Genomic DNA, 15174 nt, shown 5'->3' with positions numbered 1-15174 from the left:
AATATGCTTTTTATGTGCTAATATATTTATTAGGTTTTATTAAGGAGGTTTAAGTATGAAACTAATATTAGCAGAAAAACCCTCTGTTGCAAAAACAATAGCATCTTTTTTAGGTGCTAAGACTAAACACGATGGATATTTTGAAGGAAATAACTATATAGTTACTTATGCTGTCGGTCACTTAGTTTCTTTGTATGATGTTAAAGACTATGATAAAGCTTATGCAGGTTCTTGGAAAAGCGAAAACTTTCCTTTTATACCTGATAAATTTAGATTCAAAGTTGATTCATCTAAAACTAAACAATTCAATATAGTTAAATCGCTAATTCATAGAGATGATGTCGATGAAATAATTAACGCTACAGATAACGACCGAGAAGGTGAACTGATAGCTTTTTTAATTTTTCTGACAGCGAAAAATAAAAAGCCAATTAAAAGAATATTAGTTAATGAATGGACTCCTGAAGATATAAAAAGAGGATTATCTAATTTAAAAACAGATGAACAAATGAGAAATTTACAAGCCGCAGGATATACTAGACTTGTAACTGACTGGTTAATTGGAATCAATTTTACATCTATGACTACTTTAAAATATGGTAATGGTAAACTTTTAAATATTGGTAGAGTTATACTTCCAACTGTAAAGTTAGTTTATGATAGAGATATGGAGATATCAAACTTCATTCCAAAAACTTATTTTGAGATAGAAGGTAACTTTAAATGTGATAATGGAAATTATAAAGGTAAATACATTAAAGGAAAAGAGTCTAAATTTGATAGTGTAGATGATGCTAATAAAGTCATCGAAAGTATTACCTCAGATAAAGGAGTTATAAAAGAGAAAAAAGTTTCAAATTCTAAAGAATATGCCCCAAAACTATTTAGTTTAACTTCTCTTCAAGGATATATAACTTCTAAACATTCTAACTTTACTTCTGATAAGGTATTAAAAGTATGTCAATCATTATATGAAGGTAAAGGTAAAGGTGGATTTATAACTTATCCTAGAACCGATTCTATTTACTTAGAAGAAAGTTTAGCTGGAAAAGCTGCTCAGACTTTAGAAAAACTTAAGGTTGGTCTTCCTTATGAAAATAAAATTAAATTTGCTAAAACTAAACGAGTTTTCGACTCTTCAAAAGTAGATAGCCATAGTGCTATAATTCCTACTTATATAGTTCCAAATAAATTAACTTCAGATGAAGAGATTGTCTATAATGCCATAAAGGATAGATTTATAGCAAACTTTATGCCTCCTGCTGAGTATGAAAATACAGAAATACACACATATGTTAATGATCATAAGTTTTTAACAAAAGGAAAGGTTCTTAAGGTAAAAGGATTTTTAGAAGTTTATAATAAAGAAGAAAAAGATGATTTATTACCTTTTGTCAATAAAGATGATATAGTTGATGTTGTTAAAATGGATATATTAACTAAGCAAACTACTCCCCCTAAGTCTTATACTGAGGACACTTTATTAAAAGCTATGAAAAATTGTGGTAAAAATATTTCTGATGATGATACAGCAGTATTATCAGGTTACTCTATAGGTACTTCTGCAACTCGTGCTGAAGTTTTAAAAAAAATAGCTGAAGTTGGATATGTTCATAAGAAAGGTAAATCTTATTATATAACTGATTTAGGTAAAAATTTAGTTGAAATATTTCCTTTAAAAGATTTACTTGATGTTGATTATACTGGTAAACTTGAAAAAAGCCTAAGTGATATTCAAAGAGGAGAATTTACTAGAAGTCAATATTTAACTAATATAATGAGCTTCATAGTAAATGGCGTAGAAACTATCAAAAATGATACTAATAAAAATATTAGTACAGAAGTTTATAGTTATAACCCTAAAACTAAAAGATACTCTAAAGGAACATTCTCTAGTGATGGGTCTAAACAAGAAAGCTTAGGTGTATGCCCTATATGTAAAAATGATGTTATTGAGTGTTCTAAGGGATACATTTGTACTAACTACAAAGAATGTAAGTTTGGAATATGGAATACAGATAAATTTTTATTAACCTTAAAGAAAAAGCCTAATAAAACTATGGTTAAAAGCATTTTAAAAAATGGATTTGCAAAAGTAAAAGGCTTAACTAGTAAAAGTGGAAATAAATTTGATGCAATATTAAAATATACTAAAAAAGATAATGGATATTTCTCTTGGGATATGGAGTTTGAAAAAAAAGAAGACTCAAAATAATAATTGAGTCTTCTTTTTTAATTGTTTAAAGCATATATGGATGTCCTAACCAAGTCTATTATCATAGTTGGGTACTCTCTAACTAAATAGTTTATTCTAATTCTTATAGGTGTTTGTGATGCTAGCCCTTCACTTTTTATTCCTAATAAATTAGCAATTATTCTTGCTCTTGTTAAATGAAAATCATTAGTTACTATTAATACTTTTTCATTTTCATCATTTCTATCTTTTAAAATTGATTTACTAAACTTAATGTTTTCTAATGTCGTTGTTGATTTATCTTCCTTTATAATTTGATTTTCTTTTATTCCATTTTTTATTAGATATCTTTTCATAGCTTCTGCCTCAGAAATAACTTCATCTTTACCTTGACCCCCAGATACTATTACCTGTGTATTTCCATTTGAAAGTTTATATTCTATAACTTTATCTAACCTTGATTTTAGTGTGTTCCCAACATTCTCACCATCAAGGCCTGCTCCTAGAACTATTATATATTCTAAATTTTCTATATCCTTTGCTTCTTTAAAATTGATTATATTTATACATAAAAATATTTCTAGTAAAATAAAAGTTATTATAAATATAAATATCAAGACATTATAAATTTTAGATGTTATGATTAACCACTTTTTATTTTTTAATTTAGCTAAACTTTTTATGAAAATTCCTATATATATTAACCAAATAACACTTATTATAAATATTGTTTGAAAGTTATCTCCACCTATTTTTATTATAAGCAGACTAATAAATATCAATCCTACTAACCAATATATTTGTTTATTGTTGTATGACTTTAATTTCATATTTAACCTTATTTATGATTATTTATAAGATTTATTAAATTCTCTTCAAACCTTATATCATCTTCTTTTTGCCTTTTTTTAGGTCCTTTCATTCTAGAACCTGAATTTCTTGCTTTTTTAGATAAGTGTCTTGTGTATAATAATTGGTCAATATTTTCGTCAGTATAAACTATTCCATTTTGATTTATCGGATATCCACCCTTAGATAAAACCATTGCTGCTAATCCATAATCTTGCGTTATTACTATATCACCTTTATTTACTTTATTGATAAGTGCAAAGTCAACAGAGTCCGCTCCTTTAGGAAGAGTTATTATCTCAATTCCTGGTTTGTTGAACATGTGAGAAGTATCACACATTATTATAGTTTCTATATTAAATTTTTTTCCTATTTTTATTGTTTCATCTACTACTGGACATCCATCAGCATCTATTAATATCTTCATAATTTTATCTCCTAATTTAATTTGTGAAATGTATCTAAATGTTCTACATTAATCATACTACTAAAATACATAAAAAAAAAGACTGCTTCCGATACAGTCTTTTAAATGGGTGGGTATTAGGTTTAAAATACTATTTTATGGGGGGATAGTATTTTATCTAAAGGTTATAAGGAATCATTGGGATGATTATCCTTTTAATATATCTAAAATTTATGTCATTTCCTATTGTCTTCTGTTTTCACTTTTTGTCTAATCTTGTTGCCTATGTTTAAATAATACTACAACTTTTTTAGAAAATCTATACTAAAATTAATATTTTTTGGAAAAAAATTTTTTTACGACATAATGGATTATTTTTAAAATTTAAATTAAAATTTAAATTTATTTTCCATATTTTAAATGTATTTTTTCTATAAATTAATGATATCTTTAATTTTTTTTAAACTATATGTTACAAATCCTACTTTAAACATAGCAGGAGTTACAATAGATAAACAGCTGAAAATTTTTCGATTTCCTATACCTAACCCTGACTTACCTAAAAACCAAATTATCGGATATCCTATCCAAAATACAGTAAACCATATTGCTAAAATTTTATATACCCTATATATATCACATCCTTGAGTACTAGCCACTTTTTCAACTGGACCCCATAAAATGTATAAAATTATTAAAAACGAGATACTACCAACTAAAATCCATAAGTATTTGCTTGGTCCTATGGATATATCAGATAATAATCCACTTAAAATCATTATTACATCTATAATAACTATTTTAAGTATAGTTTTTTCGTTTGTTTTTTCATAATACATTCCTATGAAATAAAGCATTATTACTAATAATGGTGTAGTTAAAATCCAGTCTAGATATCTATTGAAGTAAATTAGTTTATCACTTACTGGATAATTGAAATTAATAGATATAATAATATATAAAATTGCTGAAATACTTAAAATCAGAAATCCTAAATTATATAACTTTTTAAAAAGCATTTTAAATTTTTCTCTATTTATAAATAAAATTACTGTGCTTATTAGCATAAATATTGCACAAAAATAATTACTGAAAACAACTGATTGATTCATGCTTTCAAGTCCTTTCAATTTTCATTTTGTTCCTAGTTTTACCAAATTTTTTTTAAAAATTCTTTTAAATACATAAAAAAACTATCTTAAAAAAGTATCCTACTTTACTAATTTTAAGATAGTTTCATATTATCACTTTATTGTTATTCTTAAAAGCTTAGATAATTCTAAAGCTTGTGCGATAGAAAAAGTTCCACCCGCTACATCTAGAACTTTATATTCGCAATTTTCTATGTTGCAAGTTGTAAAATCAACCCCTTTTAAGGAAGTCCCACTAAATGTACATTTTGATAACTCTGAAAAATCTAAGTTTAATCTGTAATTTTCCACCTCTTGAAAAACTGCACTTTGAAAATCTGAGTTTTCTATTGTCACTCCCTTAAACTTTGCAAAAGAAAAATTAGAATATCTTCCTAAACACTCATAAAAAATTACGTCTTTTAATATAGAGTCTTCAAATCTAGTACCTGTTAACTTACAATTAACAAATTTAACCCTATACATCCCACTATCTGCAAAATTTATATTAGACATATTGCAATTTTCAAAAATTACATCAGTTGCATCAAGTTTTCTAAAATCACAATTTTCAAATACTACATTTTTAAATACACAAGAATTTAAAGTTAATCTTACTTCATACACTCCAGATATAGTAGTATTTTCAATTATTTTTTCTTCTAAACGTTCTTCCTCAAAAATCTCATCAATTACATCATAAGATTCTACTAAATTATTACTTATCTTAGGTTCTTGTATTTTGATTTTCATATCTAAAACTCCTTTATGTCTTTATACGGATTTTTTTTATCAGTTTTTTGAGTTTCAGTTTCTTTTCCATACCCATAAATATCTTTATACTTAAGTATAAATACTATAGATATTATCATCGATAATATTTCTGCTATAGGAACAGATAGCCATACTCCATTAACGTCTAAAAACATAGGTAGTATCAGTATTCCAGATACTATAAATATAAATGTTCTTAAAAATGATATGGTAGCTGATATTTTCCCATTTGAAAAAGCTGTAAACATAGCTGATGCGAATATATTTACTCCTGTTACTAAAAAACTAATTGAAAATATCATAAATCCTTTATACCCAATTTCAAATACCTTTGTTCCTTTAGGTGAAAATATTCCAACTATATTTGGTGCAAAAAACATCGATATTAAAAAAAGTATCACTGAACTCATAGCAATAAATCTAGTACTGTACTTAATTAATTTTTTAAGTTCAAATTTATTCCTATTACCATAATTATAACTTATAATTGGAGCTACTCCAGAAGAAAATCCTATATATGCAGAAGTAATTAAAAATTGACCATATAAAACTATAGTTATAGCAGCTACTCCATCAGATCCTAAAAGTTTCATCATTACTATATTAAATAGCATAGTAGTAACTCCTGTTGATAAATTTGTTACCATTTCAGATGAACCATTTGCACAAGAATTTAATATAACTTTTAAATCCAGCTTAGGTTTTACAAAATAAAGAATTGATCTTTTTTTTATAAAATATATCGTTCCTAGTATAGATGGTATTAAATTCCCCATACCTGTAGCAAGTGCAGCTCCTGCTATTCCCATATCCATAGGTACTATAAAAATATAATCAAGTATCATATTTGTAAGCCCACCAATTATAGTTAATATCAATCCTATATTTGGCTTTCCTGCTGTTATAGTTAGGTATTGAAATAATAAGTTAATTATAAATGCAGGAACAAATATAAGAAGGGCTAAAAAATAGTCCAAGCAATAATTATATAAATTTTCTGTTGAACCCATCATATATAATATAGGTTTTGTAAATATAAATCCTAGTAAAGCTATTAAAATTCCTAAAATAAGTCCTAATATTATAATTAATGTAAAGTTCTCTTTTGCCTCTTTAGATTTATTTTCCCCTAATTTTTTAGCTATAACTGCACTACTTCCAGTTGCAAGCATTACAGCCACTGCTATTACAACATTTATAAACGGATATACTATATTAACTGCTGATAATGCATCCGTATTTATAAATCTTGATACAAATACTCCATCTACTATCGTATATAAAGATATAAACACCAACATAACAATTGATGGTATCGTAAACTTTATAAGTGCTGGAAAAGTAAAACTTTCTGATAGTGAATTTTTCATTTATGCCTCCTATTTTCAATCTTTAAATCTACTCTACTTATTACTATAAAGTATGTAGTTACACCACAGTCAATACATAGTGACTTAATTTTTTTAATTTCCTTTGTTTTATTTTCCATTTTATGGGTATTGTAACTAAAGAGGTGACGTTTAATATGAACAATCTAGATAAAATATTTATTAAAGAATTTGTTTCAAAGCTACATTCAAATCCATTTGAAGTTAAACTTTGGGATGGTGAAGAGTTTTTAGTAGGTGAAGGAGATCCCGTATTTAAGGTTTGCTTTAATAACCCTCTAAGTAAAAAAGACTTATTAACTAGTACTTCTTTAACTCTAGGGGAAGCCTACATGAGAAATGACATTAGTATAGACGGAGACTTATTAGTTACTCTTGATACCTTATTTGGTTGTCAAAAAGATCATTTCCATACTAACTTTGCAAAGCTTGGTAAAATATTCTCTAAAGCAGGGAATGAAAAAAAGCAAAAATCTGAAGTTTGCTATCATTATAATCTTGGTAATGATTTTTACAGTCTTTGGTTAGACAAAACACTTAGTTATTCTTGTGCTTATTTCAAAAATGAAAACGATACATTATATGAAGCTCAAATGAATAAGATACACTATATCTTAAAGAAACTTCAATTATCTGAAGGAGAAACTCTATTAGATATAGGATGTGGTTGGGGTTACTTACTTATAGAAGCTGCTAAAAAATATAAAGTCAAAGGAACTGGTATTACTTTAAGTGAAGAGCAATATAAAAAATTCCAAGAAAGAATAGAAAAAGAAGGTCTTGAAGATTATTTAGAGGTTAAACTTATGGACTATAGAGATCTTGAGCATTCTGGAATGTCTTTTGATAAAATCGTAAGTGTCGGTATGCTTGAACATGTTGGACGTGAACATTACGATTTATATTTAAAAAATGTAAATAGTGTGTTAAAACCAAAAGGTCTTTTCTTACTACATTACATAAGTGGCCTTACTGAATCTCCTGGCGATGCTTGGATTAAAAAGTATATATTCCCAGGTGGTGTTATTCCATCATTACGTGAAATTATAGATTTATTCCCAAAATATAATTTCTACACTTTAGATGTTGAAAGTTTAAGAAGACATTATACTAGAACTTTAATAGAATGGTATAAAAACTTTGATAAAGAAAGAGATACTGTAAAAGGTATGTTTGGTGAAGAATTCGTAAGAATGTGGGATTTATATCTAACTTCTTGTGCTGCATGTTTTAATAATGGAGTTATAGATTTGCATCAAATATTAATAAGTAAAGATGTTAATAACGAAATTAAGATGACTAGAGCTTATATGTACGAAGATTAACTTATATAAAAATGAGTAGATTTCTTGTTATAATTACCCAGATTGTACTGAGAAATATGTACATTTTTTAATTTACATAAACGAACATAGAATATTTATATAAACTTACATAAAAAATGGAGTACTAAAGTAGTACTCCATTTTTATTTAAATTTTTATGTGACCATCTACTATATTAATTATCCTATCTGCTTTTTTAGCTATGTTTTGATCATGAGTTATAACTATTAGAGTTTGATTATATTTTTTTATAGATTTTTTTAAAAGTTCCATTACTTCTTCTGTGGTTTTACTATCTAGATTTCCTGTTGGTTCATCTGCAAGTATTATACTCGGCTTTGTAGATAAAGCTCTTCCTATTGCTACTCTTTGTTGCTGTCCTCCTGATAATTGACTTGGAAGATGTTTTTTACGTTCTTTTAACCCTAATATATCTATAAGTTCGCTTATATATATTTCATCTATATCATCATTTCCTAACATAAGAGGAAGTTCTATATTCTCTTCTACATTTAATACTGGAATTAAGTTATATTGTTGGAATACAAAACCTACTTCCTTTCTTCTATACTCTGCAAGTTCTTTATCTTTTAATTTACTTATATCTTTTTCATTTACTTTTATACTTCCTCCGCTTAATCTCTCAAGCCCTCCTAATAAATGTAGTAATGTACTTTTACCACTTCCACTAGGCCCTATTATTGCAACAAATTCTCCTTTTTCTATATTTATATTTATATTATCAAGCGCATTTACTTTGCTTTCTTTACTTCCATAAGTTTTTGATAAATTTATAGTTTCTAAAATTGACATATTGTTTCCCTCCAAATTTATATTAAAATATCTAATTATTCATTTATATTTACCATTTCAACTACACTTATTTTTTCTAATTTTTTAGCTGGTAAGTATGTTGTAAGTATCCCAACTAAAGTATTTATTCCGATAATTAATATATAATCTACATATCTTATACTAAAATCTATTCCATACTTAGATACTTCAAAGGAATTATAAGTCATTTTATTTAGCACTAAAGATACTACTATAATTATTAAACTTGATATAACTGTATATATAAGCCCCTCAAATATTATCATCTTTTTAAAGTCTTTATTGTTAAGCCCTATAGCTCTTAACATTCCAAACTCATTAGTTCTATCTAAAATACTTTGACTTATGTTGTTTACTATATTTACAATTGCTATTATAAACAGAACTACAACCATTCCAGCATTATAAATTCTAGACTTTTCATACATAGCATCTCTATTTGCCTTTTCTTCCATTATATTTCTTGCCATAGCTCCATTTACTTTTATAGTTGTTTTTAATATTTCATCATAAACTTTTTTATCATTTACACCCTTATCTAAATTTATATTTATAGCTTGATAATCTTCACTTCCTGTAACTTGAGTAAATTTATTATCACTAACAATTACATCTATACATTGATCACTTGAATATGTATCTTCTGCCATAAATGGATAACTAACTATTGCACCTACTTTAAATTCTTTTTCAATGTATTTAGCATCATTGTCTTCTAACGTTATAAATTCTATTGGTCTTTTTCCATCTTCTCTAAATTTAACTTTTACAGTATCTCCTACTTTTATATCTGAAACTGGCTTTCCATTGTCTACAATGTTATATTCGATTTTCCCACCATGTTTTTCATCTACAACTCTTGGTATATAAATTACTGCTAAGTCTTCATTTTTCATTCTTTCAATATCTATACTACCTTCAACTAAATAGTTATTAAGTTCTTTTAATGCCTTATCATCATATCCTCTAAGATTTTGTTTTAAGATAAGTTCATTATTTAATTTATCTTTTACTAAATATCCTTTAAATAGACCTTCGCCCCTACTGGATTTATTTATGTTTTCAAAATAGCCTTTAATGGCTATATCTTTTTCATCCATAACCATTCTACCATTCATTATTTGAGATTTTACTACTTCTTTTACTCCATCTATATTTTCTATTTTATTTATATCCTCTTTGCTTAATCCGCCTCTTTGGTTTCCAGTTCCATATACATCTATCCTCATATCAGAGTTATTGAACATAGATCTATCTACGATAAAATCATCTGATTGATCTAAATGTGATTTATAGTTTGAGTTTATAAATAATATTCCACATATGCTCATAGATAAAATGATCATTATACATCTCTTTTTATTTCTCCATATATTTTTAAATGATATTGCTTTATAAGTCTTCATATATTTTCTTAAAGTGTTAACAGTTATAATATTTCTTTTCATATTGTCAGATTTTCTATTTCCTTTTATAGCGTCTATTATCGATAACTTATTTATTTTTCTATAAGTAAAAAATGCTATTAAAAGTAATATTATAATCATAAATAATGTTGTTAATACTATTTCAACAATTGGATAAATCATATGTAATTTTATTATTTCTCCATTCAGTGCTATATTTGTTTTTAGTTCACTTGCATATTTATTAGATATAGTCGAAGCAATAATTCCTAATACAGTTCCTATAGGTATGCCTATAAGTGATAAAGTCATCAATTCATTTAATATAAGTCTAAATACTTTAAAGTTTCTAGCTCCTATTGCTCTTAATATCCCATATTCTTTAAATCTTTTGTACATAGATATATTGAAAATACTATATACTACTATTCCACATATTAAACTTATAACTAAAGCACTTAAAACGATGTTTAAGCTAATATTGTTTGCATCACGAGATATCGTTATTAAATCCTCTGAACTTGTTATATTATCTTTATTTACATTGGCTTTTTTAGCTAATTCTAATATGTACGTTGGTATATCTATTTTTTCATTAAAGGCTACTCCAACCTCTAAATTTTCACTGTTTTTTTGTAGTGGTAAATACATTTGCATCTTACCAATTTGCTTTTCTGTTGGTCTATCTTTTATAATTCCTACTAATTTAAATTCTTCATCTTTAATATTTTTACTTGTATCTTCAATATTAAGCTTTATAACTTGGTTTAACTTAGGCTCTAATCCTAGATTTTTTAATACCCATTCTTCAGCTACAATTTCATTTTTATTTTTTGCAAATCTTCCTTTTTCAAGTTTTGAATTTGAAATTATATAATCTTCATTGCAATTTAGCATTATTACATTTTGTTTTTCTTTGCCTGTAGTTATTCCATGAAAATTAAAAGCACCTACATTTTCTAGATTCCCACTATTTTCTATGATTTTTAATTGCTTATCATTTAAATTTTTAAAAGTTGTGTGATATATTCCAGTGTTGTATTTCATAGTTTGTAAACTATTCATGTCTTCTATTTTTGTTAAAGTTAATATTCCTACTATCATCGCTACTGATAAAACCATGCTTAGTATAATTGCAAAGGATCTTGCTTTATATGTTTGCATATATCTAAGCCCTAAATTTAATTTTTTTCGCATTGCTTATTACCCCTCTCTTTTTCAAAGCCAAGTGCTTTTATAAGAGAATTGTATCTTAGTTTTTTTACAAAAAAAGGAATTTAGCTTCATCGTACAAACTTTGTTATGAAGTTGTAATAATTGAACATTTTCGTAATAAATTCTTAATAATTTAGAGCATAGTTTATAAGTTTATTGAGGAAAACTCTATGTTATAATTATTCTAAAGGAGTGATTTTTAATGTGTGAAAATATATTAATAGTTGATGATGACAAGGAAATAGTTGAAGCTATCGAGTTTTATTTAAAACCAGAAGGGTTTAATATTTTAAAAGCTTATGATGGTTTAGAAGCTATTGAAAGTTTAATAGATAATAATATAGATTTAGTTATTATGGATGTTATGATGCCTAATATGGATGGTCTTAAAGCAACACTTAAGATACGTGAAAATAATAATATTCCTATAATACTTTTATCTGCTAAAAATCAAGATATGGATAAAATTTTAGGACTTAATATGGGTGCTGATGATTATGTTACTAAACCTTTCAATCCTCTAGAACTTATAGCTCGTGTTAAGTCTCAGCTTAGAAGATTTATTAATTTAAATCATAGAAGTGAAGATATTAATTCTGATAATAGTAATTGTTTGCTTGTTAGTGGTGGCCTTTGCTTAAATAATGATACTAAAGTTGTTACACTAGATGGTGAAGTTGTTAAGGTTACACCTATTGAGTTTAAAATTTTAGAATTTTTACTTAAAAATAAGGGAATGGTTTTTTCTTCTAAAGATATTTATGAGAATGTTTGGGAAGATGTTGCTTATAATTGTGAAAAAACTGTTGCTGTTCATATAAGAAGAATTAGGGAGAAGATAGAAATAAATCCAAAGGATCCTAAGTATTTAAAGGTGGTGTGGGGAATTGGATATAAAATTGAAAAAATTGCTTATTAATAATCCAGTTTTTAAATTTGTATCTTTATTTGTGCTTTTCATATCTTTGTCTATATTATTTGAAGGTTGTTTTAATATCATGTTTAACTTTTTAGGTGAGTCTCCTACTGACTTTATCCCTAAATATTATTTATTTGGTCCTGTTGATGAACTTAGTAAATATGCCCTTATAAATATACAAAAGAAAATTATATTTATTTCATCTATTGTATCTTTAATATGTTTTTTTATATATGTTTTCAATAGAAAAGCTAAAAATATATTAATTGATTACATGGTTAACATCTTTTCTAAAACTCCAATAGAAGTTATTTTATTTATAATAATATTTATTTTTCTATCACGTTTTGATGAGTGGAAACATACAATGCCTTTTTATGATAGTGATTTAGTGTATTGTGATAGTATAATTTTATGGATAATCTATTTTATTTTTAATAGTTTTAAAAATTGCAATACTCCTATAAAATCAAGACTACTTGTTATTCCAATTATTAATACTTTAAATAATAAATATCATCAACATCATTTGACTCAAAAACTTGGTCTATTATTTATAATAGCTTTAATTGTTCAATTTATATTATTATTTTTATCACTTAATACTATTTATCCATATAGTTCAAGCTCATTAATTGAATCCTTATTAATATGTTTTATAAGTTCTATATGTTATGCTTATATATATAAAAAAATAGAGGGAAAAATAGATTACATTGAATATATAGAACTCAATATAAAAGATATAGAAAATGGAAATTTAAAGTCTAAACTAGATGTTATCGGAAATGATGACCTGGCATCTATTGCAACTAGTATAAATAATATTGGTGAAGGTTTAGATAAAGCTTTAGAAACTCAGCTCAAAAATGAAAAAATGAAAACTGAACTTATAACTAATGTAAGTCATGACTTAAAAACTCCCCTGACTTCAATTGTTAGTTATATAGATATATTAAAAAATAATGAACTTGATAATCAAACTACTAAAAATTATCTAAATATACTTGATAAAAAAGCTTATCGACTTAAGAATTTAGTTGAAGATATTTTTGAGGCTTCTAAAATCAGTAGTGGTGATATAGAACTTTATTTTGAAAAAACTGATATAAAAGAACTTCTTATTCAAAGTATTGTTGAACTTGATGATAAGATTGAAAGTTCCAAACTAGATTTTATAGTAAATACTCCAAATGAACCTATCTTTACTAATATAGATGGTAAAAGAATGTTTAGAGTATTTGATAATCTTATTTCTAATATAGTTAAGTATTCCCTATCAAATACCAGAGTATATATAGATATGTATACAGATTGTGGTAATGTTTTAATTACTATGAAAAATATTTCTAACCATAAGTTAAATATTACTCCAGATGAGCTAGTGGAAAGATTTGTCCGTGGTGATGTTTCAAGAAATACTAGCGGAAGTGGCCTTGGTCTTTCTATTGCTAAGAATTTAGTTAATATGCAAGGTGGAAACCTTGAACTAGATATAGATGGTGATTTGTTTAAGGTTAAACTTAAGTTTAAAGTAATTCAAAATTTAAATAAATTTACTATTTAATAATTTTTATCTTTATCCGTATAATTACTTTATTATTTACACTTATGGAGGGTAATATATTGGAAAATTTAAATTTGGTCATGATTGTAAAAAATGAAGAGTCTAAATTAAGGAGATGTCTAAATTCAACAAAGGATTTAGTGAGTAAAATAATAATAGTGGATACAGGTTCTACTGATGGTACAAAAGATATAGCTTTAGAATTTGGAGCTATTGTATATGATTATACTTGGGATAATAATTTTTCAAATGCTAGAAATTTTGGTCTAATAAAATCTGACTCTGATTGGAATTTAATATTAGACGCTGATGAATTCATTTCTACTATTGAATATGATAAAATTTTTAAAATTTTAAATTCTAAAGAAAAATTTATAGGTAAAATAAAAATAGTTAGCTTATTTGAACAAAATAATGAAATAAGAAAATCAACTTCTTTTATTTCAAGGCTAATTCCAAAAGGTGTTTATTTTACAGGTAGCATTCATGAACAGATAGATTCTAACTTACCTAGAAATATAGTTAATATTGAAGTAGAGCATGATGGATATTTAAACACTAATAAATTTAATAGAAATATAGATCTTATACTTAAAGAGTTAAATCAATCTCCTCAAGATTTATACCTATTATATCAAGCTGCCAAAACATACTATTCAAATAAAATGTTTAATGAAGCTTCTACTTATTTTGATAAGTTTTACGATAGTATATCTTCTTATAAAGATGAATTTATTAAGGACGGTCTTATTCTTTATTTATATAATTTAATTAAAACAAATAATGTTGAAAAAGGATTAATAATTATTGAAAATATTTTTGATTATATGAATGATTGTTGTGATTTTCATTTTATTTGTGGTTTAATTTTTACTGAGTTAGTTGCCTTTGACCCAAACAAATATATATCTTATTTTGATAATATAGATATTTGTTATTTAAATGCATTACAGTTAGATTATGAAATTGTCGAAGGTACTGGTAGCTATTTAGCAGCTTTTAATCTAGGAACTTTTTATGAATTAACTGGCAATTTAGATTCTGCAATTAAATATTTTAATATTTCTGCATCATACAACTATCAACTAGCATTAAATAAACTAAATACTTATAGAAATAAAATAGAAGATTTATAAAGTATAAATCCTCTATTTTATTTCTATTTTA

The 15174-nt window shown here is 25.7% G+C and carries 12 protein-coding genes; 5 read left to right on the top strand and 7 right to left on the bottom strand.

Annotated elements, in window-relative coordinates; genetic code table 11:
• Positions 1-55: 55 nt before the first annotated feature.
• On the top strand, positions 56-2215 hold the full coding sequence (locus ATCC9714_RS02915) for a type IA DNA topoisomerase (protein WP_057544417.1): 2160 nt from the start codon (positions 56-58) through the stop codon (positions 2213-2215).
• Positions 2216-2232: 17 nt separating this feature from the next.
• Here the strand turns inward: ATCC9714_RS02915 and ATCC9714_RS02910 are convergent, their stop codons facing one another.
• The 5 genes from ATCC9714_RS02910 to ATCC9714_RS02890 form a co-directional block, all read right to left on the bottom strand.
• Entirely contained in the window at positions 2233-3024 is a 792-nt protein-coding gene (locus tag ATCC9714_RS02910) for a YdcF family protein (protein WP_054630556.1), read from the bottom strand.
• Positions 3025-3032: 8 nt separating this feature from the next.
• The gene (locus ATCC9714_RS02905; RefSeq protein WP_021125406.1) at positions 3033-3470 is read right to left on the bottom strand and encodes a YaiI/YqxD family protein; all 438 of its coding nucleotides are present in this window, start codon (positions 3468-3470) and stop codon (positions 3033-3035) included.
• A 410-nt stretch (positions 3471-3880) separates the two neighbouring features.
• Positions 3881-4561 carry a bacteriorhodopsin gene (locus ATCC9714_RS02900; protein WP_057544416.1) on the bottom strand — a complete coding sequence of 227 codons (681 nt, stop codon included), beginning with the start codon at positions 4559-4561 and terminating at the stop codon, positions 3881-3883.
• Between the two features lie 132 nt (positions 4562-4693).
• Positions 4694-5332: a pentapeptide repeat-containing protein gene (locus ATCC9714_RS02895; protein ID WP_054630553.1), complete on the bottom strand. Its 639-nt coding sequence runs from the start codon at positions 5330-5332 to the stop codon at positions 4694-4696.
• Positions 5333-5334: 2 nt separating this feature from the next.
• Entirely contained in the window at positions 5335-6723 is a 1389-nt protein-coding gene (locus ATCC9714_RS02890; protein ID WP_057544415.1) for an MATE family efflux transporter, read from the bottom strand.
• Between the two features lie 155 nt (positions 6724-6878).
• On the opposite strand from ATCC9714_RS02890, the gene ATCC9714_RS02885 reads away from it, so the two are divergent.
• Positions 6879-8066 (top strand): SAM-dependent methyltransferase, encoded by a 1188-nt coding sequence (locus ATCC9714_RS02885; RefSeq protein ID WP_054630551.1) that lies wholly within the window; start codon positions 6879-6881, stop codon positions 8064-8066.
• A 147-nt stretch (positions 8067-8213) separates the two neighbouring features.
• Here the strand turns inward: ATCC9714_RS02885 and ATCC9714_RS02880 are convergent, their stop codons facing one another.
• Positions 8214-8879, bottom strand: coding sequence for an ABC transporter ATP-binding protein (locus ATCC9714_RS02880; protein ID WP_021125415.1), 666 nt, complete (start codon positions 8877-8879; stop codon positions 8214-8216).
• A gap of 35 nt (positions 8880-8914) precedes the next feature.
• Positions 8915-11503 carry an ABC transporter permease gene (locus tag ATCC9714_RS02875; RefSeq protein ID WP_057544414.1) on the bottom strand — a complete coding sequence of 863 codons (2589 nt, stop codon included), beginning with the start codon at positions 11501-11503 and terminating at the stop codon, positions 8915-8917.
• A gap of 220 nt (positions 11504-11723) precedes the next feature.
• Between ATCC9714_RS02875 and ATCC9714_RS02870 the strand changes: the two genes are divergently transcribed.
• From ATCC9714_RS02870 to ATCC9714_RS02860, 3 genes are read left to right on the top strand one after another with little or no spacing between them, the layout of a single operon-like run.
• Positions 11724-12440 (top strand): response regulator transcription factor, encoded by a 717-nt coding sequence (locus ATCC9714_RS02870; RefSeq protein WP_054630549.1) that lies wholly within the window; start codon positions 11724-11726, stop codon positions 12438-12440.
• A complete protein-coding gene (locus tag ATCC9714_RS02865; RefSeq protein WP_057544413.1) occupies positions 12409-14007 on the top strand; it encodes a sensor histidine kinase in 1599 nt (532 codons plus the stop codon). Before ATCC9714_RS02870 ends, ATCC9714_RS02865 begins: the two co-directional genes overlap by 32 nt.
• 59 nt (positions 14008-14066) lie before the next feature.
• Positions 14067-15143: a tetratricopeptide repeat-containing glycosyltransferase family 2 protein gene (locus ATCC9714_RS02860; protein ID WP_057544412.1), complete on the top strand. Its 1077-nt coding sequence runs from the start codon at positions 14067-14069 to the stop codon at positions 15141-15143.
• Positions 15144-15174: the final 31 nt, after the last annotated feature.

Origin of the sequence: Paraclostridium sordellii (assembly GCF_000953675.1) — a bacterium.
GTDB classification, from domain to species: Bacteria; Bacillota; Clostridia; order Peptostreptococcales; family Peptostreptococcaceae; genus Paraclostridium; species Paraclostridium sordellii.
Note: the sequence above shows the minus strand (reverse complement) of the source record. Positions and strands in the feature narration are given on the sequence as shown.

Excerpts from the sequence above, each read along its gene's own strand:
- ATCC9714_RS02915 (WP_057544417.1), top strand. The coding sequence starts at position 56 with ATGAAACTAATATTAGCAGAAAAACCCTCTGTTGCAAAAACAATAGCA.
- ATCC9714_RS02910 (WP_054630556.1), bottom strand. The coding sequence starts at position 3,024 with ATGAAATTAAAGTCATACAACAATAAACAAATATATTGGTTAGTAGGA.
- ATCC9714_RS02905 (WP_021125406.1), bottom strand. The coding sequence starts at position 3,470 with ATGAAGATATTAATAGATGCTGATGGATGTCCAGTAGTAGATGAAACA.
- ATCC9714_RS02900 (WP_057544416.1), bottom strand. The coding sequence starts at position 4,561 with ATGAATCAATCAGTTGTTTTCAGTAATTATTTTTGTGCAATATTTATG.
- ATCC9714_RS02895 (WP_054630553.1), bottom strand. The coding sequence starts at position 5,332 with ATGAAAATCAAAATACAAGAACCTAAGATAAGTAATAATTTAGTAGAA.
- ATCC9714_RS02890 (WP_057544415.1), bottom strand. The coding sequence starts at position 6,723 with ATGAAAAATTCACTATCAGAAAGTTTTACTTTTCCAGCACTTATAAAG.
- ATCC9714_RS02885 (WP_054630551.1), top strand. The coding sequence starts at position 6,879 with ATGAACAATCTAGATAAAATATTTATTAAAGAATTTGTTTCAAAGCTA.
- ATCC9714_RS02880 (WP_021125415.1), bottom strand. The coding sequence starts at position 8,879 with ATGTCAATTTTAGAAACTATAAATTTATCAAAAACTTATGGAAGTAAA.
- ATCC9714_RS02875 (WP_057544414.1), bottom strand. The coding sequence starts at position 11,503 with ATGCGAAAAAAATTAAATTTAGGGCTTAGATATATGCAAACATATAAA.
- ATCC9714_RS02870 (WP_054630549.1), top strand. The coding sequence starts at position 11,724 with ATGTGTGAAAATATATTAATAGTTGATGATGACAAGGAAATAGTTGAA.